Source organism: Roseicyclus salinarum, from assembly GCF_029624655.1.
GTDB lineage: Bacteria > Pseudomonadota > Alphaproteobacteria > Rhodobacterales > Rhodobacteraceae > Roseibacterium > Roseibacterium salinarum.
Window position 1 is genome coordinate 1 of sequence record NZ_JARRSA010000002.1, and the last position, 18,928, is coordinate 18,928.

The 18,928-nt window shown below is 68.2% G+C and carries 17 protein-coding genes and 1 other RNA gene; 8 read left to right on the top strand and 10 right to left on the bottom strand.

The window, feature by feature from the left end:
• Both P6F26_RS01495 and P6F26_RS01500 read right to left on the bottom strand, forming a co-directional pair.
• Window positions 1–1,305, bottom strand: a 1,305-nt coding sequence (locus P6F26_RS01495; RefSeq protein WP_278026871.1) for a DNA polymerase III subunit gamma/tau, incomplete at its 3' end; no start/stop codon positions are given.
• A gap of 27 nt (window positions 1,306–1,332) precedes the next feature.
• Window positions 1,333–1,695: a YidH family protein gene (locus P6F26_RS01500; protein ID WP_278026872.1), complete on the bottom strand. Its 363-nt coding sequence runs from the start codon at window positions 1,693–1,695 to the stop codon at window positions 1,333–1,335.
• Window positions 1,696–1,765: 70 nt separating this feature from the next.
• Here P6F26_RS01500 and P6F26_RS01505 point away from each other — a divergent pair, with 70 nt between their 5' ends.
• Entirely contained in the window at window positions 1,766–2,107 is a 342-nt protein-coding gene (locus P6F26_RS01505; protein ID WP_278026873.1) for a hypothetical protein, read from the top strand.
• 78 nt (window positions 2,108–2,185) lie between these two features.
• Here P6F26_RS01505 and ffs read toward each other — a convergent pair.
• From ffs to P6F26_RS01530, 5 genes are all read right to left on the bottom strand, one after another.
• Window positions 2,186–2,282: signal recognition particle sRNA small type (gene ffs / locus P6F26_RS01510), an RNA gene on the bottom strand.
• Window positions 2,283–2,354: 72 nt separating this feature from the next.
• Window positions 2,355–3,122, bottom strand: coding sequence for an ABC transporter permease (locus P6F26_RS01515; RefSeq protein WP_430736710.1), 768 nt, complete (start codon window positions 3,120–3,122; stop codon window positions 2,355–2,357).
• The gene (locus P6F26_RS01520; RefSeq protein WP_278026874.1) at window positions 3,119–4,003 is read right to left on the bottom strand and encodes an ABC transporter ATP-binding protein; all 885 of its coding nucleotides are present in this window, start codon (window positions 4,001–4,003) and stop codon (window positions 3,119–3,121) included. Before P6F26_RS01520 ends, P6F26_RS01515 begins: the two co-directional genes overlap by 4 nt.
• A gap of 59 nt (window positions 4,004–4,062) precedes the next feature.
• Entirely contained in the window at window positions 4,063–5,055 is a 993-nt protein-coding gene (locus P6F26_RS01525; RefSeq protein ID WP_278027040.1) for an ABC transporter substrate-binding protein, read from the bottom strand.
• A 250-nt stretch (window positions 5,056–5,305) separates the two neighbouring features.
• A complete protein-coding gene (locus P6F26_RS01530) occupies window positions 5,306–7,243 on the bottom strand; it encodes a bifunctional 2',3'-cyclic-nucleotide 2'-phosphodiesterase/3'-nucleotidase (RefSeq protein WP_278026875.1) in 1,938 nt (645 codons plus the stop codon).
• A 153-nt stretch (window positions 7,244–7,396) separates the two neighbouring features.
• Between P6F26_RS01530 and nudC the strand changes: the two genes are divergently transcribed.
• Together nudC and P6F26_RS01540 are read left to right on the top strand one after the other, a co-directional pair.
• The gene (nudC, locus tag P6F26_RS01535) at window positions 7,397–8,416 is read left to right on the top strand and encodes an NAD(+) diphosphatase (RefSeq protein WP_278026876.1); all 1,020 of its coding nucleotides are present in this window, start codon (window positions 7,397–7,399) and stop codon (window positions 8,414–8,416) included.
• Window positions 8,413–8,886: an SRPBCC family protein gene (locus P6F26_RS01540; protein WP_278026877.1), complete on the top strand. Its 474-nt coding sequence runs from the start codon at window positions 8,413–8,415 to the stop codon at window positions 8,884–8,886. Before nudC ends, P6F26_RS01540 begins: the two co-directional genes overlap by 4 nt.
• On the opposite strand, the gene P6F26_RS01545 is transcribed toward P6F26_RS01540, so the two are convergent.
• Both P6F26_RS01545 and P6F26_RS01550 read right to left on the bottom strand, forming a co-directional pair.
• Window positions 8,883–9,833 (bottom strand): DMT family transporter, encoded by a 951-nt coding sequence (locus P6F26_RS01545; protein ID WP_278026878.1) that lies wholly within the window; start codon window positions 9,831–9,833, stop codon window positions 8,883–8,885. The genes P6F26_RS01540 and P6F26_RS01545 overlap by 4 nt on opposite strands.
• A gap of 19 nt (window positions 9,834–9,852) precedes the next feature.
• Entirely contained in the window at window positions 9,853–10,683 is an 831-nt protein-coding gene (locus tag P6F26_RS01550) for a prephenate dehydratase (RefSeq protein ID WP_278026879.1), read from the bottom strand.
• A 109-nt stretch (window positions 10,684–10,792) separates the two neighbouring features.
• Between P6F26_RS01550 and P6F26_RS01555 the strand changes: the two genes are divergently transcribed.
• The 5 genes from P6F26_RS01555 (at window position 10,793) to P6F26_RS01575 (ending at window position 17,517) form a co-directional block, all read left to right on the top strand.
• Window positions 10,793–11,314 carry a c-type cytochrome gene (locus tag P6F26_RS01555; protein ID WP_278026880.1) on the top strand — a complete coding sequence of 174 codons (522 nt, stop codon included), beginning with the start codon at window positions 10,793–10,795 and terminating at the stop codon, window positions 11,312–11,314.
• 200 nt (window positions 11,315–11,514) lie between these two features.
• A complete protein-coding gene (locus P6F26_RS01560; protein ID WP_278026881.1) occupies window positions 11,515–13,461 on the top strand; it encodes an extracellular solute-binding protein in 1,947 nt (648 codons plus the stop codon).
• 6 nt (window positions 13,462–13,467) lie between these two features.
• Window positions 13,468–14,619, top strand: coding sequence for a microcin C ABC transporter permease YejB (locus P6F26_RS01565; protein WP_278026882.1), 1,152 nt, complete (start codon window positions 13,468–13,470; stop codon window positions 14,617–14,619).
• Window positions 14,620–14,623: 4 nt separating this feature from the next.
• The gene (locus P6F26_RS01570; RefSeq protein ID WP_278026883.1) at window positions 14,624–15,916 is read left to right on the top strand and encodes an ABC transporter permease; all 1,293 of its coding nucleotides are present in this window, start codon (window positions 14,624–14,626) and stop codon (window positions 15,914–15,916) included.
• A complete protein-coding gene (locus P6F26_RS01575; RefSeq protein WP_278026884.1) occupies window positions 15,913–17,517 on the top strand; it encodes an ABC transporter ATP-binding protein in 1,605 nt (534 codons plus the stop codon). Before P6F26_RS01570 ends, P6F26_RS01575 begins: the two co-directional genes overlap by 4 nt.
• An 18-nt stretch (window positions 17,518–17,535) precedes the next feature.
• Here P6F26_RS01575 and hemN read toward each other — a convergent pair whose 3' ends face one another.
• Window positions 17,536–18,891, bottom strand: a complete 1,356-nt coding sequence (gene hemN / locus P6F26_RS01580) for an oxygen-independent coproporphyrinogen III oxidase (protein WP_278026885.1) — start codon at window positions 18,889–18,891, stop codon at window positions 17,536–17,538.
• Window positions 18,892–18,928: the final 37 nt, after the last annotated feature.

An 18,928-nucleotide genomic window follows, 5' to 3' on the forward strand; every position in this document is an offset into this window, starting at 1 on the left:
CGACGCGGAGGGCGATGCGCCCTGCGCGGGGCGGGCGCCGCCGTTGCCGCCGCCCGGACCCGGCGGCGGCGCGGGGCGCGGCGGGGCGTCCGACAGTTTCTGCACCAGATCGCCCGGCGTCGGCAGGTCGGCCACATGGGTCAGGCGGATCACCGCCATTTCGGCGGCCATCATCGCGTTCGGCGCGAGGCGGACCTCTTCCAGCGCCTTCAGCAGCATCTGCCACATCCGCGTGAGGGCCCGCATCGGCAGGCGCGCGGCGAGATCCTGTCCCCGGCTCCGTTCGGCGCCCGAGATGGTGGGATCCTCGGCCGCTTCGGGCGTGATCTTCACCACCGAAAGCCAGTGCGTGATCTCGGCAAGGTCGCGCAGGACGGCCACCGGGTCGGCGCCGTCGGCGTATTGCCCGCCAAGCTCGGACAGCGCGGCGCCGGTATCGCCGGCCATGATCGCCTCGAACAGGTCGAGGACGCGGCCCCTGTCCGCGAGGCCCAGCATCGCGCGCACCTGATCGGCGCCGGTTTCGCCCGCGCCGTGGGCGATGGCCTGGTCGAGAAGGCTCATCGCGTCGCGGACCGACCCCTCGGCGGCGCGGGTGACGAGCGCCAGCGCCTCGTCCGAGATGCGCGCGCCTTCCTTCTCGGCGACGCCCTTGAGGTGCGCGATCATCACCTCGGGCTCGATGCGGCGCAGGTCGAAGCGCTGGCAGCGGCTGAGGACGGTCACCGGCACCTTGCGGATCTCGGTGGTGGCGAACAGGAACTTCACATGCGCCGGCGGTTCCTCGAGCGTCTTGAGAAGCGCGTTGAACGCGCTCGTCGAGAGCATGTGGACCTCGTCGATGATGAAGATCTTGTAGCGCGCCTGCGCCGCGCGGTAGCTCACCGTCTCGATGATGGCGTCGCGGATGTTCTGCACGCCCGTGTGGCTGGCCGCGTCCATCTCCAACACGTCGACATGGCGGCCTTCGGCGATGGCGACGCAGTTCTGGCAGACGCCGCAGGGGTCGGTCGTGGGGCCGCCCGCGCCGTCGGGCCCGATGCAGTTCAGGCCCTTGGCGACGATCCTGGCCGTGGTCGTCTTGCCGGTGCCTCGGATGCCTGTCAGCATGAACGCCTGCGCGATGCGGTCGGCCTCGAACGCGTTCTTCAGGGTGCGCACCATCGCGTCCTGACCGATCAGGTCGGCGAAGGTCTGCGGACGGTATTTGCGCGCCAGAACCTGGTAGGCAGCCTGGGGTGTTTCGCTCATCTGCGCGGCCTCTCGGGGGCGATGCGGTCGGGGTGACCGCCCAAGGTTATGCACTCCCCGGCCCGAGGTCCATGGCCCCCGTCAGAGAAGCCAGAGGATCGCGCCCGTCAGGGCCGACGCGAGGCTGAGCGCCAGGGCCGTCAGGGTCATCGACCGCGACGAACGCAGCCGGGCGTCGTGGTTGTGAAGCCTGCGCAGGGTCGCGCGCGCCTGCAACTGGGCGCTGAGGAAGATGGCGATGGCGATAACGACGAAGATCGTGGCCACCGCCTTCGGCACCCATGTCGGCTCGAACGCGCGGAACAGCGCCCTGAGCCCGAGCGCGATGGCGACGGCGGCCATGCCGGTCCGCATCCATCCCGCGAAGGTCCGCTCGTTGGCGAGCATCGTGCGATCCTCGGCCCAGCTCGTGCGGGTCTCGGCAAGCTCCTGTTTGTCCGTCATGCGTGAAAGGCTAGAATCTGACGCGACGTCTGTCCAATACCGGAGGACGGAGGCAGACCGGAGGAGCCCGATGCCAGAACATGTCCCGCCAAGGGCGCTTGTCGCGCTGATGGCGCTGTTTCTCGGGGGGATGGCGGCCTGTGCGCTGGTCTTCTGGTTCGCGGCGCTGGTCTGGCCCGACGGGATCGCGGGCCTTATGGCGTATCTGGGACCCGGCCCCGTCAGCCTGTTCGGCGCGCTCCACGTTCTGGCGGCGGTCACGGGGATCTTGCTGTGGCAATGGCGGCGGACCAGCCTGAGGCCGGTCGCGCGCGTCGCGCTCGAGGCTGCGACGCTCTATTTCGGGCTTGCCGTCGTTCTCGGGCTCATCTCGGCCTACATGGCCGCGAGCCTTCTGGATCGGCTGATCTGAGCGGAGATGCGCGCCTGTCGGTGGCAGGCGAGGCCCCGGAACGCGAAATGCGCCGTGCATGGCGCACGGCGCATTCGGGGTGAGAGGCTGGACAACGACCCAAGCGGGGCTCGTTACGGCTGCTTCCTTCCGGACCTGACCGGGTTGGCGAGGCGCCTGCCCGCGCCAACCTCTCACGTCATGAGATAGGAAATAGCGCCTTCCGCCGCAACCCCTGCCCGGCCTTCCGCGCGCATCGTCTTGCGCCTCAGGACGGCGCCCGTTCCGCCCAGCCCGCGAATATGCGCTCGAGGAACACCACGACGTAGAACAGGAGGATCCCGAGGGCCGCCAGCGCGAAGAGCACGGCGAACATCAGCGGGTAATCCGCGCTGATACGTCCCGAATCGAACAGCGCGCCAAGGCCGCGCCCATGCGGCGACACGATCTCCATCAGGTTGGTGCCGATGAAGGCAAGCGTCACCGCGACCTTCAGCGCCCCGAAGAATTCCGGCAGGGTCTTGGGCAGCGCGATCTTCCAGAAGATCGTGAAGTTCGACGCACCCAGCGAGCGCAGGATGTCGCGGTATTCCGGCTCGAGCGTGGACAGGCCGATCGAGACCGACACCGCGATCGGAAAGAACGAGATCATGAAGGCGATGAGCACGGTGTTGAAATCGTGCTGGCCCACGAACATCAGCGCGACGATGGGGACGACGGTCGCCTTCGGGATCGCGTTGAACCCCACGAGGATCGGGTAGAGCCCCTCGCGGGCGAAGCGCGAGAAACCCATGACCATGCCGATGAGGGTGCCGAACACCACGGCGAGGGCCAGACCCACCACCGTCCGCCACAGCGTCTCCCACGAGGCGACGAGGAAAAGCTCGCGGAACTGGACGAAGCGCGGCATCAGGTCGGAGGGACTTGCCATGCGGTAGTCGGGCAGCTGGTTGTACCAGACCGCCCATTCCCAGAACGCGATGATGCCGACGATGAACATCGTCGGCGCGAGGAACTTGCGCAGCCCGTCGTTCATTGCATCGCTCCTGGAACCGGCTGGCGCGACGCGCGCGGGGCGGCGGCGTCTTCGGGTTTGGGTTCGGGCGCGTCGGCCTCGGTCGCGCGGCCCTGAGCGACCTGGATCTGGTGACGCAGGATCGCCAGCATCTCGACCGATTTCGGCGTGTAGAGGTCGTCGAGCCTGCGCTTCGCGGGCATGTCCACGTCGAGGACGTATTGCGCCCGTGCGGGCCGGCCCGACAGCACCACGACCTGGTCGGCCAGGAACACGCTTTCGCGCAGGTCATGGGTGATCAGGAGGCAGGTGAACGGCTCTTCCTCGCGCAGGTCGTGCATGGTGCACCACAGGTCCTCGCGGGTGAAGGCGTCGAGCGCCCCGAAGGGCTCGTCCAGGATCAGGACGTCGGGCCTGTGGATGATCGAGCGGCACAGGCTCGCGCGTTGCCGCATTCCCCCCGACAGCTCGGAGGGGCGCTTGTCCTCGAACCCCTTGAGGCCCACGAGTTCCAGCAGGTGCCGCGCCCGCTCCTCGGCCTGCGCGCGCGACATGGGGCTTTTCACGATCTCCATGGGCAGAAGCACGTTCTGCAGGATCGTGCGCCATTCGAGGAGCACGGGGTTCTGGAAGGCCATGCCTACCGTCGGCCTCGGCGAGGTGACGAGCTTCGAGTGCAGCCAGACCTGCCCCTCGGACGGTTTCATCAGGCCCGAGACCAGCCGCGTCAGCGTGGATTTGCCGCATCCCGAGGGGCCGACGACGGCGCAGAAGGTGTTCTGGGGGACCTTCAGCGACAGGTTGTCGAGCACCGGCAGGGGGCCGGCCTTGGTGCGGTAGGAATGCGACACCTCGCGCAGCTCGATCATGTGGGGAGAGGCGGCCATCGTCGTCCTTTGCATGAAAGCGCCCGGGGCCGGCCTGCGACGGCCCCGGGCGACAGCGTTCCTTCAGCGCGGTGTCACTCCGGCGCGATCATCAGCACTTCTGCCTCGGGAAGGTAGGCGTCGGTGAAGTAGAGCGACATGTCCGGCTCGTTCTGGAAGTCGTAGGTCAGGCTCAGCTGCTCCAGCGCCGTCGCCATCCGCGCCGGGTCGATGTTGCCCATGCCGTTCTCGACGACGTAGTCGGTCAGGACGTTGCCGTCGATCGCAAGCTGCAGGCGCTCCGCCTCGAGGGCGAGATCGCCGGCCGGGTTGCGCTCGAGCACGGCGGCGGAACCTGCCTCGGGGTCCGCGATCGCGTCGGACCAGCCCCGCGCGATGGCCCGCAGCGCGCCGGTGACGGCCTCGGGGTTCGCCTCGGCGAACTCGGTGTTGGCGATCACCGCGTTGCCGTAAAGCGCGACGCCGTGATCCGCGAAGAGGATGGTCGTGATGTCCTCCTCGGGGACGCCGAGCCGCGCCAGCGACAGGTAGGACGAGAAGTTGAAGCCGGTGACGGCATCGACGTTGCCCTCGGCCAGCATCGGCTCGCGGGTCGGGAAGCCGACTTCTTCCACGGTGATCGTGGAGACGTCGATATCGTTCACGGCGGCGAGGATCGGGAACTGCGCCCATGCGCCGTCGGGCGGCGGCGCGCCAAGGACCGACCCCTCGAGGTCCTCGATCCCGGAAATGCCCTGGCTGACACGGCCGACGATGGCGAAGGGCGGGTTGTCGTAGACCATCATGACGGCAGTCACGGGGGCGCCGGGGTTCTGGTCGAGGAAGCGGATCAGGCTGTTGATGTCGGCGAAGCCCATCGGGAACGCGCCCGAGGCGACCTTCGGAATGGCGTCGAGCGATCCCTGCCCGGCGGTCACTTCCACCTCGAGCCCTTCCTCCGCGAAATAGCCATTGTCGATGGCCAGGAAATACGGCGCGGCGGGGCCTTCGAAGCGCCAGTCGAGCGCGAACTGGATCTCGGTGTCCTGCGCCAGCGCGGGCGTCGCGGCGGCAAGCGCGGCGATCATCGCGGCGGCCGGGGGGGTCAACAGACGGTTCGGCAAGGTGTCCTCCTTGGATATGAACCGGCAGGCGGGGCCGGCCGGCGAATCTGAATGGCAGGGTCCCTCGGGCCCGGCACCGCACCCGACTCAGACCTCGCGGACCCTGGGCGTCAATGGCCGGTGTCCGGGTCGCGCGGCTTGCCCCTCAGATTGCCCGCATCGCAGGCAACATGCAAAAATTTTGTGCAGGTGGAGAGGGCGAGCGCTCGGTCCCTCAGCCGTTCAGCGTGAAGTGCACGACGCCGTTGTCGACATCGCCGCGCCGGGCAAGCCCAAGCTCCTCCGCCCGGTCCAGGTGGCGCAGCGCGCCCGCGCCGGTGGCGAACACGACCTCGGCCCCGCCGAGACCGCACAGCCGGAACGTCTGACCGGGGATGGTGCTCAACGGCTCGTCTGCCGCCGCGATGAAGCGGGCGACGTGATCGCGGACCGGATCCGCACCGATCAGGACCGTCTCCGACGTGAAGCAGGTTCGGAAATGACCGCCGCCGCTGGCGCGGTAGGAGTTCGTGACGACCAGCACCTCGGCGTCGGGATCGAGCGGCGTGCCGTCGGCGAAACGCATGTTGCGGATGCGCCCGTCGGTCTCGAACAGCCGGTCGCCGATGGCGTTCGTGCGGGCCGGACGGCTGATGTCGATGTCGTAGAGAAGCCCGTCGATCCGATCGAAATTGTAGGGCGCGAAGGCGTCGTCGATCAGGGCCTGCGGTCCCGCCGCATCGGGATCGATCCGCCGGAAGATCGAGGCGGACCGTTCCAGCCAGCACCTCAGGTCGCTCCCGCGCGCCCTGAGGATCGCCAGCAGGTTGGGGAAGCAGTAGAGGTCGTGCGCATGGCGCAGCCGCAGGGGACCCACGGCGATGTCGGTATATTGCTCGGGACCGGCGCGGCCGCCCGCGCGGAAGGGCGCGACGGCCGAAAGCATCCTCAGCCCCTGAAGCTCGGGGTGGTCGGCGATGGCCTCGCGGCCGGCCATGTGCTGGGCATCGGCGACCAGCTGGGTCGCGGCGCAAGGCGCGACGAAGCTGAAGTAGGTGTTGAGCGGGATCGCCGTTTCCCCGAGCTCGCGGCTGGTGAAGCGCCGGGTCGCGCGGTGCTGACCGGCCAGTTGCTGCCGCAGCTGCGGATGCGCGCGCATCACGCTGCGAAGGGCGGTCGAGGCTTCGAAGCCGCCACCGCGCACGGGTATGTTCTGCGTGCGCGCCTTCACGACCGACCATGTGCGGCGTGAGCCGTCACCGTCCGGGGCGATGCGTCCGTCGAGCGCGAGGTCCATGCAGCCCAGATGCGACCCCCAGTTTCCGGGCTGAACCATCGGCGTCTCGCCCGGCGGCACGTCGCGCGGCGAGGCGGCGGGATGGACTTCGTGCGTATGACCGGCCACGACGGCATCCACACCGGGCAGCGCCGCGATCGCATCCGCGGTGTTCTCGGCGCCGTCGTCCGGCCGCGGGGGGGTGTCGGGGTCGCCCCGCCCGGTATGGGCCAGCACGACGACGATATCGGCCCCGTCCGCGCGAAGCGCCGAGACCTCGCGTGCGACCGCCGCCACGGTGTCCGAGAACACCAGCGTCCCTCCGATGACCGCGCGGTTCCACATCGCGGTCTGCGGCGGAACGATGCCGGTGATGCCGATGTGCATCTCGACGTCCCGCCCGGCGTGGTCGCGCAGCGTCCGGGTCAGGATCACGCGGCCCGGCCTGAACGCGCCTCCGTCCTCGGCCGTATGGACGTTCGCGGCCACGACCGGAAAGCGCGCCTGCGACAGGATCGTGCCGAGGACCTTTGGGCCATAGTCGAATTCGTGGTTGCCCAGCGTCGCCACGTCGTAGCCGAGCGCGTTCATCGCCGCGATCATGGGATGCGGCGCGCCGTGCGGCAGCAGTTCCTCCACCGCGACGTCGCCAAGCGGCGATCCCTGCAGCGTGTCGCCGTTGTCCACCAGAATGCAGTTCCGCGATCCCGCCCGCGCCGCGTCGATCAGGCCCGCGATCCGCACCAGCCCGACGCTGTCGTCGCGGGTGTCGGTATAGTAGTTGTAGGGCATCAGGTAGGCATGGAGATCGGTGGTCGCGAGGATGCGGACGACCACGCGCGACGCACCCGCAGGCGGGTCTTCGATCTGTTGCGCGAATTCTTCGCTGCGGGACATTCAACCGCCTATAGTTGCAGGGAAATTGAACGACATTTCCCGTTCGTCCGATACACTCAATACGGCACAATGGGGAGAAAGTGAGGCGCCTTGTGGCTTTTGTGGCCTCCGCGCCATACTCATCGCCGGATGCAGTGAATCAGGGATATCGGGATGCGCGACGCTTGTCAGGTTGTCTTCGGGGCATCGGGTCTGGATCGGGCCGCCCATCTGCGTCGCGACGGCGATCTTCTGGCCGCGTCGCTCGCGCGCGGCGCGGGCGTCCTGCCTGTCTGGCGCGGCAAGCCGCTGCTTTCGGGCGCCCCCGGCGAGGCGGCGCCGGGGCTTGCGTTCCGCGACATTGCGCACCCCGTGCTGGCCGAGGCGGCGGAGGCGCCGGTGTTCCTCGGGGTCGCGGCGGACGGTGCGCACCTGTTCGCGGCCGACGTGTCGTCGTGGGTGCCCGACGACGTGGACGAGGCGCAGGTGGGCGCGTTCCTCGACGCCAGCGTGCAGCGTCACCCGGCCGAGGCGCTGGACGGCGCGGGCTTCGTCGAGCTGCGGTCGGTCATGGCCGCGCTGTCGCCGCGTGACGCCGAGCTTGCGGCGACCGCGCGCGGACTTCTGCAGTGGCACGCGACGCACCGCTTCTGCGCCCGGTGCGGAGCCGCCACGGCCCCCTCCGAGGGCGGCTGGCAGCGCCGTTGCGCCGCCTGCGGCGCCGGTCATTTCCCGCGCACCGATCCCGTGGTGATCATGCTGATCACCCACGGCGACAGCGTGCTCGTGGGCCGCTCGCCCGCGTGGCCCGAGCGCATGTATTCGCTGCTCGCGGGCTTCGTGGAGCCGGGCGAGACCATCGAGGCCGCGGTGCGCCGCGAGGTGCTGGAGGAGGCGGGCGTCACCGTCGGTCCGGTGCGCTACCTCGCCAGCCAGCCATGGCCGTTTCCCGCCTCTCTCATGCTGGGCTGCCACGGCGAGGCCGAGACGACCGAAATCACCGTCGATCCCGCGGAACTGCAGGACGCCCGCTGGGTCAGCCGCTCCGAGATGCTGGAGGTGTTCATGGGCCGCCACCCCGAAATCGCGGGCGCGCGCAAGGGGGCGATCGCGCATTTCCTGATGCAGGCGTGGCTTGCCGACCGGATCGATCACGACGGCGCCCTGCCGCCGGTGGGGGAGGCGCGGGAATGAAGTTCAAGGTTGCCGAGGATGTCGAGGCGCCGCTGTCCTGGACCTGGGCAGGGTTCACCGATTTCTCCGCCGTGGAGGCCGACATCCGCGCCCGCGACGCCGACCTTGAGCGCGTCGATGGCTGGCAGGTGGCGCGGCCGGGCGCGGCGTGGCGCGGATCGGTTCCCGTGCAGGGCAGGGCGCAGCCGATCGAGGCCCGCATCACGACCTTCGCGCCCGAGGAGGCGATCGTCATCGAAAGCCGGGTGGGCGGCATGGCCTGCACCTACGAGATGACGCTCGCGCCGCTTCCGGACGGCATGACCCGGGTTTCCATCGTGCTGGAGCTCAGGGCATCGACCATGTCCGCCCGGCTGATGCTCCAGACGCTGAAGCTTGCGCGGCGGCGCGCGATGCGGCGCATCGAGGGCGCGCTGGTGCGGCAGGGCCAGACGGTCGAGCGCGCCTGGGCCGCGCGGAGTTCGGGCTAGGGCTGGGTCGGCCCGGCCTTGCGCTGGCGGGCGCGCTCGAGGCCGAGCTGGCGTTCGCGCAGGATGATGGCGACGCCCGCCACGACGATCATCGCCGCCCCGATCAGCATCGTGCGCGTCGGTATCTCGGAGAAGACGGTGTAGCCCACGACGATCGCCAGCAGCATCGAGGTGTATTCGAACGGCGCGATCAGCGACGCGTCGGCATGGCGGTAGGACGAGGTCAGCAGGATCTGACCCACCCCGCCCAGCACTCCGGCCAGCATGAGAAGCGCGAAAGCCCAGGCCGGCGGCATGGTCCAGCCCCAGGGCAGCGTCAGAAGCGACAGACCGCTGGCCGTCAGCGAGAAATAGAACACGATGGCCGAGGTGCTTTCGGTCTGCACCATCTTGCGTACGAAGACCTGGGCGAGCGCCGCACAGACCGCCGCGAGCAGGACGACGATGGCGCCCAGCGTCTCGCCGGTGCCCACCGTCTCGGGATCGACCTCGAGGCGGGGCGACAGCACCACGAGCACGCCGGCAAGCCCCAGTGCGACCATGCTCAGGCGGAAGGCGCGCACCTGCTCGCCGAGGAACATGGCCGCGAAGACCACGACGAGGATCGGCGCCGCGTAGCCGATGGCCGTGACCTCCGGCAGCGGAAGCAGGCCGAGGCCCGTGAAGCTGAGGCCCATCGCGCTGGTTCCCACGAGGCCGCGCCAGACGTGCGACATCGGGTTCGCCGTCCTGAGGCCGGTATGCAGTTCGTGCCGCATGGCGAGCCATGCCACGATCACCGGCACCGCGAAGGCCGAGCGGAAGAACACCGCCTGCCCGGGCGGCACGATGTCGGAGGTCGCCTTGATGAGGGCCGACATGGCCACGAAGATGCAGACCGACCCGATCTTGAGCGCGATGCCGCGCAGCGGGTTGATCTGGGGCAGGGACGGCGCGCTGTCGGTCATCTGGATCCGGCGGAGGGGGTCAGTCCCGCGCGGGATCGGCGGGATACGTCCCCAGCACCTTCAGGTAACTGGTGAAATAGTCCAGCTCTTCCAGCGCGCGGCGCACCGGCGCGTCGTCGGGATGGCCTTCGATGTCGGCGTAGAACTGCGTCGCGGTGAAGGAGCCGTCGACCATGTAGGACTCCAGCTTGGTCATGTTGACGCCGTTCGTGGCGAACCCGCCCATCGCCTTGTAGAGCGCGGCGGGGATGTTGCGGACGCGGAACACGAAGGTCGTCATCATGTGCTCGGCGCGGCGCGTCATGTCGGGCTCGCGCGCCATGATCAGGAAGCGCGTCGTGTTGGTGTCGTGATCCTCGATGTGCCGCGCGAGGGTGTCGAGGCCGTAGATCTCGCCCGCGAGTTCGGACGCGAGCGCCGCCTTCGCGCGGTCGCCCCACTCGGCCACGTCGCGGGCGGCACGCGCGTTGTCGGGGCTGACGCGCCCGGTGATGCCGCGCTCGCGCAGGAAGCGCGCGCATTGCGGCAGAAGCACGAGGTGGGACCACGCCTCCTTCACGTCCGCGATCGTCGCGCCCGGCACACCGAGCAGGTTGATGTGAACCCGAACGAAGGCCTCGTCGACGATGTGCAGCCCGGATTCGGGAAGCAGGCGGTGGATGTCCGCAACGCGCCCGTATGTAGTGTTCTCGACCGGCACCATCGCCTGCAGCGCGCGGCCCTCGCGCACCGCGTCGATCGTCGCCTCGAATGTCGGGCAGGGCAGCGCCTCGAGCTGCGGGCGGGCGGCGTGACAGGCCTGGTGCGAGTATGCGCCGGGCTCTCCCTGGAAGGCGATGCGGGTCGTCATGGGGCAACCATCCGTGACACTTGGGCGTTCTGTCGCGCTCCCTACACCTTGCCTCCGCCCGTGGAAACACCATACATACCCGCGAAATCGCGAACGAAGTGGGTGAGCCATGCTTGATACGATGACCGTCACCAAGGCCTTCGGCGCCCTTTGCGGGGCGCTCCTCGTCTTCCTGCTGGGGGGCTGGGCGGCGGAGAGCCTTTACCATGTCGACCGGCCCGAGGATCAGGCGCGCGGCTACGTCATTATCGACGAGAACGCCCCGGCCGACGACGCGCCCGAGGAAGAGGTGGTCGAGGTCGCCTTTGCCGACGTTTACGCCAGCGCCGACCCCGCCGCCGGCGAACGCCTGTGGCGCCAGTGCCAGGCCTGCCACGCGCTGCAGCAGGGCCAGAACGGCGTCGGGCCCTACCTCTACGGGGTCGTCGGGCGGGACAAGGCGGCCGTGGACGGCTTCAGCTACTCCGACGCTCTGTCGTCGATGGAGGGCGACTGGACGCCCGAGAACCTGTCGGGCTTCATCGAGAACCCCCGCGAGTATGCGCCCGGAACGGCGATGTCCTACGCGGGGATGCGCGACGTCGAGGATCGGGCGAACCTGATCGCCTACCTCGCCACGATCGGCGAGTAATCCGCCGAGCCGCCACCGATCGCATGAAGGCCGCGCCGTCTATGCGCGGCCTTCGGTCGTTTCGGGCGGGACTGTCGCGCGGCGAATCCCGCGTTCACCCGCCGATCACGCAATCTCGTCTTGAACCGTGGCGGGGGTGGTCTCTAACGTGATCCGGCCCACATGTAGGGACACAGCCCCGGACGAGCTTGGAGACCCCGATGCAAGATCTCCCATTCCCCCCCGCGCCGCTGCCCGTCGCGGCCATCGCCGCACGGCGCATGCCCCCCGCGCCGCGCCTCGCCGCTCTTCCGCTTGTGGGCGCCGCCGCGCTCTGGGCGATCGCGGCGCTTCCCGCGCCCGCGCAGCAGGACGACACGCTTGTCGTGACGCACGCGGTGGCGACCTTCGGGCTCGAGGATCTGACCTATCCCGCCGACTTCGCGCATCTTTCCTACGTCAACCCCGATGCCCCGCGGGGCGGGGAGATGTCGCTGTCGTGGTCCAGCGCGGGCGGGTCGTTCGACTCGATGCATCCCTACACGAACCAGGGCAACCCGGCGGTCCTGTCCTCGATCTTCTTCGAGTCGATGCTGGAGGGGACGCTCGACACGATCGGCGAGTCCTACTGCCTGCTGTGCGAGACCATCGCCTACCCCGAGGACAAGTCCTACGTCATCTTCACGATCCGCGAGAACGCGCGCTTTTCCGACGGCACGCCGGTGACGGCCGACGACGCGTTGTTTTCCTACGAGATCCTGCGTGACGAGGGCCTGCCGTCGTTCCGCGCCAACCTGCCCAACACGATCGACAGCGCCACCGTCCTCGACGAGCGGCGCATCCGTTTCGACTTCAACCCCGAAAGCCAGGTGCGCGGACGGATCGAGGCGGCCGGCGGGCTTCCCGTGTTCAGCCGCCAGAGCCACGTCGACAGCGGCCGCGACTTCGACGAAAGCCGGCTGGAGCCGCTCGTGGGGTCGGGGCCCTACATCCTCGGTGACGTCGATCCCGGCCGCTCGACCGTGTTCGAGCGCGACCCCGACTACTGGGGCTGGGACCTGCCGATCAACCAGGGTCGGCACAACTTCGATTCGATCCGGGTCGAATACTACGCCGACGCCATCGCGGCCTTCGAAGGCTTCACCGCTGGCAACTACATGTTCCGGCAAGAGAACTCCTCGCAGAACTGGGCCACGAGCTACGATTTCCCGCGCCTGCGCCAGGGGATCGTCATCCGCGAGGACATCCCTCAGGGCCTGATCGCGAGCGGCCAGTCCTTCGTGTTCAACCTGCGCCGCGAGAAGTTCCAGGACCCCCGCGTCCGCGAGGCCATCGCGCTGATGTTCAACTTCGAATGGACGAACCAGACGCTGTTCTACGGGCTCTATTCGCCGATCGACAGTTTCTGGGAGAACACGCATCTGGAGGCCGAGGGGATCGCGCCGCCCGAGGAATTGGCGGTGCTGGAGCCGTTGCGCGGCCTTCTGCCCGACGAGGTCTTCACCGAACCGCCCTTCGCGACGCCCGCATCCGACCCCGACCGGACCTTCGACCGGCGTCAGGCGCGGCGCGCGACGCAGCTTCTGCAGGAGGCGGGGTGGACGCCCGGCGACGACGGGATGCTGCGCAACGAGGCCGGCCAGACGCTCGAGGTGGAATTCCTCAACGCGGGCCCGCTGTTCGACCGCATCATCAACCCCTACGTCGAGAACCTGCGCGCCATCGGCATCGACGCGCGCATGAACCGCGTGGACGGCGCGCAGATGAGCCAGCGCCAGCGCAACGCGGACTTCGACATCCTGACCGACCATTACCCGATGAGCTACGAGCCCGGCACGAGCCTCAGGCAGTATTTCGGCACCCTCGGGGCGGACGAGGCGCTGTTCAACGTGGCCGGGCTGGCCGACGAAGGCGTGGACCGCCTGCTCGAGACGGTGATCCGCGCCGAGACCCGGGAGGAGATGGAGGTGGCGACGCGCGCGCTCGACCGCGTGCTGCGCGCCCATCGCATCCGAGTGCCGCAATGGTTCAACGACAGCTCCTGGGTGGCCTACTACAACCACTACCGCCACCCCGAGGTTCTGCCCCCCTACGGCATCGGCTATCTCGACTTCTGGTGGGTGGACCCCGAGGCTGCGGCCGAGCTGCGCGAACAAGGCGTGCTCTGACCCGGCATGGGAGCCTACATCCTCAGACGCATCGCCCTCATGATCCCCACGCTGCTGGGGATCATGGTCGTGAACTTCGCCCTGACGCAATTCGTGCCCGGCGGCCCGATCGAGCAGGTTCTGGCCCAGCTCGAGGGTGAGGGGGACGCCTTCGCCGGCATCTCGGGGGCCGGCAACGAGGCCGACACCGCCTCGGAAATCGACGACAGCTACCAGGGCGCGCGGGGCCTGCCGCCGCAGTTCCTCGACGAGTTGCGGGTGCAGTTCAACTTCGCCCGCATCGTCTGCGAGGAGGGGTTCACCGGCGAACCCGATCTCGACGCCGAGGGCTGCGTGGCCGAGGACATTCCCGGTCTCGAACGCTTCGGCCTGATGATGTGGGACTACATCCGCTTCGATTTCGGCGAGAGCTATTTCCGCTCGATCTCGGTGATCGAGCTGGTGGCCGAAAAGCTGCCGGTGTCGATCACGCTCGGGCTGTGGTCCACGGTGATCGCCTATCTCGTGTCGATCCCGCTCGGCATCCGCAAGGCGGTGCGCGACGGGACGCGGTTCGACACGGTGACGTCCGGCCTGATCATCGTGGCCTACGCGATACCGGGTTTCCTGTTCGCGATCCTTCTCCTGGTGCTGTTTGCGGGCGGATCGTATTTCCAGGTCTTCCCGCTCAGGGGCCTCACGTCCGACAACTGGGAAGAATTGAGCCTTCTGGGCAAGGTGGGCGACTATTTCTGGCACATCACGCTGCCGGTCCTGGCCTCGACGATCTCGGCCTTCGCGACGCTGACGCTTCTGACGAAGAACAGCTTTCTCGACGAGATAAAGAAGCAGTACGTCATGACGGCCAAGGCCAAGGGCCTGAAGGAAAGCCGCGTGCTTTACGGGCACGTCTTCCGCAACGCGATGCTGATCGTCATCGCGGGCTTCCCGGCCGTCTTCGTCGGCGTCTTCTTCGGCGGCTCCCTGATCATCGAGACGATCTTCTCGCTCGACGGGCTGGGTCGGCTCGCCTTCGAGGCTGCGGTGACGCGGGACTATCCGGTGATCTTCGGAACGCTCTTCGTCTTCGGGCTTATCGGCCTTCTGGTGAACATCGTCTCGGACCTGATGTATGTCTGGATCGACCCGCGCATCGACTTCGAGACGCGGGAGACCTGAGCCGATGGCCCGTCCCGATCCCCGCCCGGAAGACGAGGCGCATCCCGCGCGCCCCCGGATCGACCCCGAGCCCGGCCTGCGCCCGACGCCGCCGCTGGTGACGCCGCCGCCGAGGCGCGGCTGGCTTTCGCCGCTCAACAGGCGCCGCTGGGACAACTTCAAGGCCAACCGACGCGCCTACTGGTCGCTGTGGATCTTCGCGCTGCTCTACGGCCTGAGCCTGTTCGCCGAGGTCATCGCCAACGACAAACCGATCCTCGTGCAATACCAGGGCGGCTATTACACGCCGATCTGGAACTTCTATCCCGAGACCGCGTTCGGCGGCGATTTCAGGACCGAGGCCGTCTACCGCGACGTCGAGGTGCGATGCCTCATCATCTCGGGCGGGCTGGACGATTGCTGGGACGACCCCGAGGGCGTCATCGAGCAGGTCGAGGAGACGGGCACCTTCGACGGCGTGGAAGTAAGCCAGGGCTGGCTCTTGTGGCCGCCGATCCCCTACAGTTACAACACGGTCAACGACCTCGGCCGGTCCGCGCCCTCGCCGCCGGACGCTGACCACTGGCTCGGCACCGACGACACCGCGCGCGACGTGCTGGCGCGCGTGATCTACGGCTTCCGCCTCTCGGTCAGCTTCGCGCTCGTCGTGACGTTCCTGACCTCGGTGATCGGCATCGCGGCGGGCGCGGCGCAGGGCTATTACGGGGGCCTGCTGGACCTCGTGTTCCAGCGCGTCATCGAGATATGGAATTCGACCCCCAGCCTCTACATCATCATCATCATATCGGCGATCTTCACGATGGACTTCTGGCTCCTCGTGTTCCTGATGGTGCTGTTCGGATGGACCGGCCTGGTGGGCGTGGTGCGGGCGGAATTCCTGCGCGGCCGGAACTACGAATACGTCAGGGCCGCGCGCGCGCTGGGCGTGGGCAACGGCACGATCATGTTCCGCCACGTCCTGCCGAACGCGATGGTCGCGACGCTGACCTTCCTGCCCTTCATCGTCACCGGAACGATCGGCGCGCTCGCCTCGCTCGACTTCCTCGGCTTCGGCCTGCCGTCCTCGGCGCCGTCGCTGGGCGAGATGACGCTGCAGGCCAAGAACAACCTTCAGGCGCCGTGGCTCGCCTTCACCGCCTTCTTCACCTTCGCCATCATGCTGTCGCTGCTTGTCTTCGTTTTCGAGGGCGTGCGCGACGCCTTCGACCCGCGCAAGACGTTCTCGGGCGCCGGGGACGCCGGCGAGCCCGAGGGCGAAGAGGCAGGGGCCATGCTGCAGGAGGAGGGCAAGACGTGACCGACCCGATCCTCGACGTCCGCAACCTCACGGTCGGCTTCCGGCAGGGCGAGCGGCTGATCCGCGCGGTGCGCGGCGTCACGTTCCACGTCGGCCACGGCGAGACCGTCGCCCTCGTGGGCGAAAGCGGATCGGGCAAGTCGGTGACGGCGCTGTCCACCGTGTCGCTCCTGCCCGACTCCGCCGAGGTCGGAGGTTCGGTCGAATACGACGGCCTGGAGATGGTCGGCGCCGACGAAGGCCGCTTGCGCGCCATCCGGGGCAACGACATCAGCTTCATCTTCCAGGAGCCGATGACCTCGCTGAACCCGCTTCATACGCTGGAAAAGCAGATCGCCGAAAGCCTTGCGCTGCATCAGGGGATCGTTGGGCAGGCGGCGCGCGCCCGGATCATCGAGTTGCTGGAACGCGTCGGCATCCGCGATGCCGAAAGCCGCCTCGGCGCCTATCCGCACCAGTTGTCGGGCGGGCAGCGGCAGCGCGTGATGATCGCGATGGCGCTGGCCAACGATCCCAAGCTCTTGATCGCGGACGAGCCTACGACCGCGCTCGACGTCACGATCCAGGCGCAGATCCTCGACCTGCTGGCCGAACTGAAGCGCGACCTCGGCATGAGCCTGCTGTTCATCACCCACGACCTCGGTATCGTGCGGCGCATCGCCGACCGGGTCTGCGTGATGAAGGACGGCGTGATTGTGGAGCAGGGCGAGACGGCGCGAACCTTCGCCGACCCGCAGCACCCCTATACGCAGAAGCTTCTGGCGGCCGATCCGCGCGGCACGCCAAGGCCCGTGCCCGACGGCGCCAAGGAGATCGTCTCGACCGACGCGCTTCGCGTGTGGTTCCCGATCCAGCGCGGACTTTTGCGGCGGACGGCTGGTCATGTGAAGGCCGTGAACGCCGCCAGCGTCAGCGTTCGCTCGGGCGAGACGCTGGGCATCGTGGGCGAGAGCGGCTCGGGCAAGACGACGCTTGCGCTGGCCGTCCTGCGCCTGATCTCCTCGGACGGGCCGGTGGTGTTCATGGGTCGGAACATCCAGGGCCTGAAGTCGCGCGACATGCGCAGCATCCGACGCGACATGCAGGTCGTGTTCCAGGACCCCTACGGAAGCCTCAGCCCCCGGATGACCGTCGAGCAGATCGTCTCGGAAGGCCTCGCCGTGCACGGCGTGGCGCGGGGCGAGCGGCGCGAACGGGTGGCCGCGATCCTGCACGAGGTCGGCCTCGATCCCCGGATGATGGACCGTTACCCGCACGAGTTCTCGGGCGGCCAGCGCCAGCGCATCGCCATCGCGCGCGCCATGATCCTGCGGCCGAAACTCGTCGTGCTCGACGAGCCGACGAGCGCGCTCGACATGACGGTGCAGGTGCAGATCGTGGAGCTTCTGCGCAGGCTTCAGGCCGATCACGGGCTCGCCTACCTGTTCATCAGCCACGACCTCAAGGTCGTGCGCGCGCTCAGCCACAAGGTGATCGTGATGAAGCAGGGCGATGTCGTGGAGGCCGGTGATACCGACACGCTCTTCGACAACCCGCGTCACGAATACACGCGTGAGTTGATGAAGGCCGCTTTCGGAGAGGTGCCGGGGACCGCCGCCTGAGACGGCGATCCGGGCGGTTCAGAACGCGGCCGAGTGCCCTTCGGCCCGCATCTCGTAGCTGTCGAACGCGCGCGCGATCATCCGGGCGAGGGGGCGTCCCTCCTCGGTGATCTCGAATCCCGTGACCGTCGTGCGGGTCATGTCGGGAAAGGCCCTGTCAACTTCGCCATACATCTGGAGGATCTTCTCGCGGTCGACGCCGAACTCCTCGACGATTGGCGCGGTCTCGATGGCGAAGTCGCACAGAAGCATCTCGATCATCCGCGACCGCCACTTGTCCTCGCCCTTGAAGACGTGGCCGCGCCCGGTCGCCATCTCGCCCTCGCGCACCGCGGCCTGGTATTGCGCCGTGCCGCTCGCGTTCTGCGCGTAGCCTTGCGGAAAGCGCGAGATGGCCGAGGCGCCGAGGCCGATCAGCACGTCGCAGGTGTCGTCGGTGTAGCCCTGGAAGTTCCGGCGCAGGTGCCCGGTCCTTGCCGCGACGGCCATCGAATCAGAGGGGCGCGCGAAGTGGTCGATGCCGATCTCGTCATAACCGTCCCACAGGAACAGCCGCCGCGCGGTGTGGAAGAGGTGGAGCCGTTCCTCGGGTGTCGGCAGCGCCTCGGTCGGGATCATGGACTGCCGCTTGGCCATCCAAGGCACATGCGCATACCCGTAAAGCGCGACCCGGTCGGGAGACAGCGAAAGCAGCATTTGCACGCTTTCCGCGATCCGCGACTGGTTCTGGTGCGGCAGCCCGTAGAGGATGTCGGCATTGAGCGAGCGGATGCCGTGGGCGCGCAGAGCCTCCACCGCCTGCCGCGTCACTTCGTAGCCCTGGATCCGGCCGATGGTCTTCTGGATATCCTCGTCGAAATCCTGAACGCCGATCGAGGCGCGGTTCATGCCCATGGCCGCCAGCGCGTCGAGGCGCGCCTCGTCGATCTCGTTGGGGTCTATCTCGACCGAGAACTCGGCGCCGTCCGCAAGCGGCATCGCCTCGAAGATCCGGCCTGCCAGCGCCTTCATCTGGTCGGGCTGCAGCAGCGTCGGCGTGCCGCCGCCCCAGTGCAGCCGCGCGATCGTGACGCCGCGGGGCAGGGCCGCCTCGAGGTTGGCGATCTCCTGCCTCAGGGTCTCGACATAGGCCCTTACCGGCTCGTCCGAGCGCGTTCCCTGCGTGCGGCAGGCGCAGAACCAGCACAGGCGTCGGCAGAACGGCACATGGATGTAAACCGAGATGGACGATCCCTCGGGAATCGCCTCAACCCATTGGCGGAAAACCGCGCCCGTGACATCGTTCGAGAACTTTGTCGCGGGCGGATAACTGGTGTAGCGCGGCACTTTGGCGTCGAAGAGGCCGAGGCGGCGAAGTTGCGTAAGATGCTCCATTATATTACTACTAGAGGTAGAACGCGCACCCTCACTT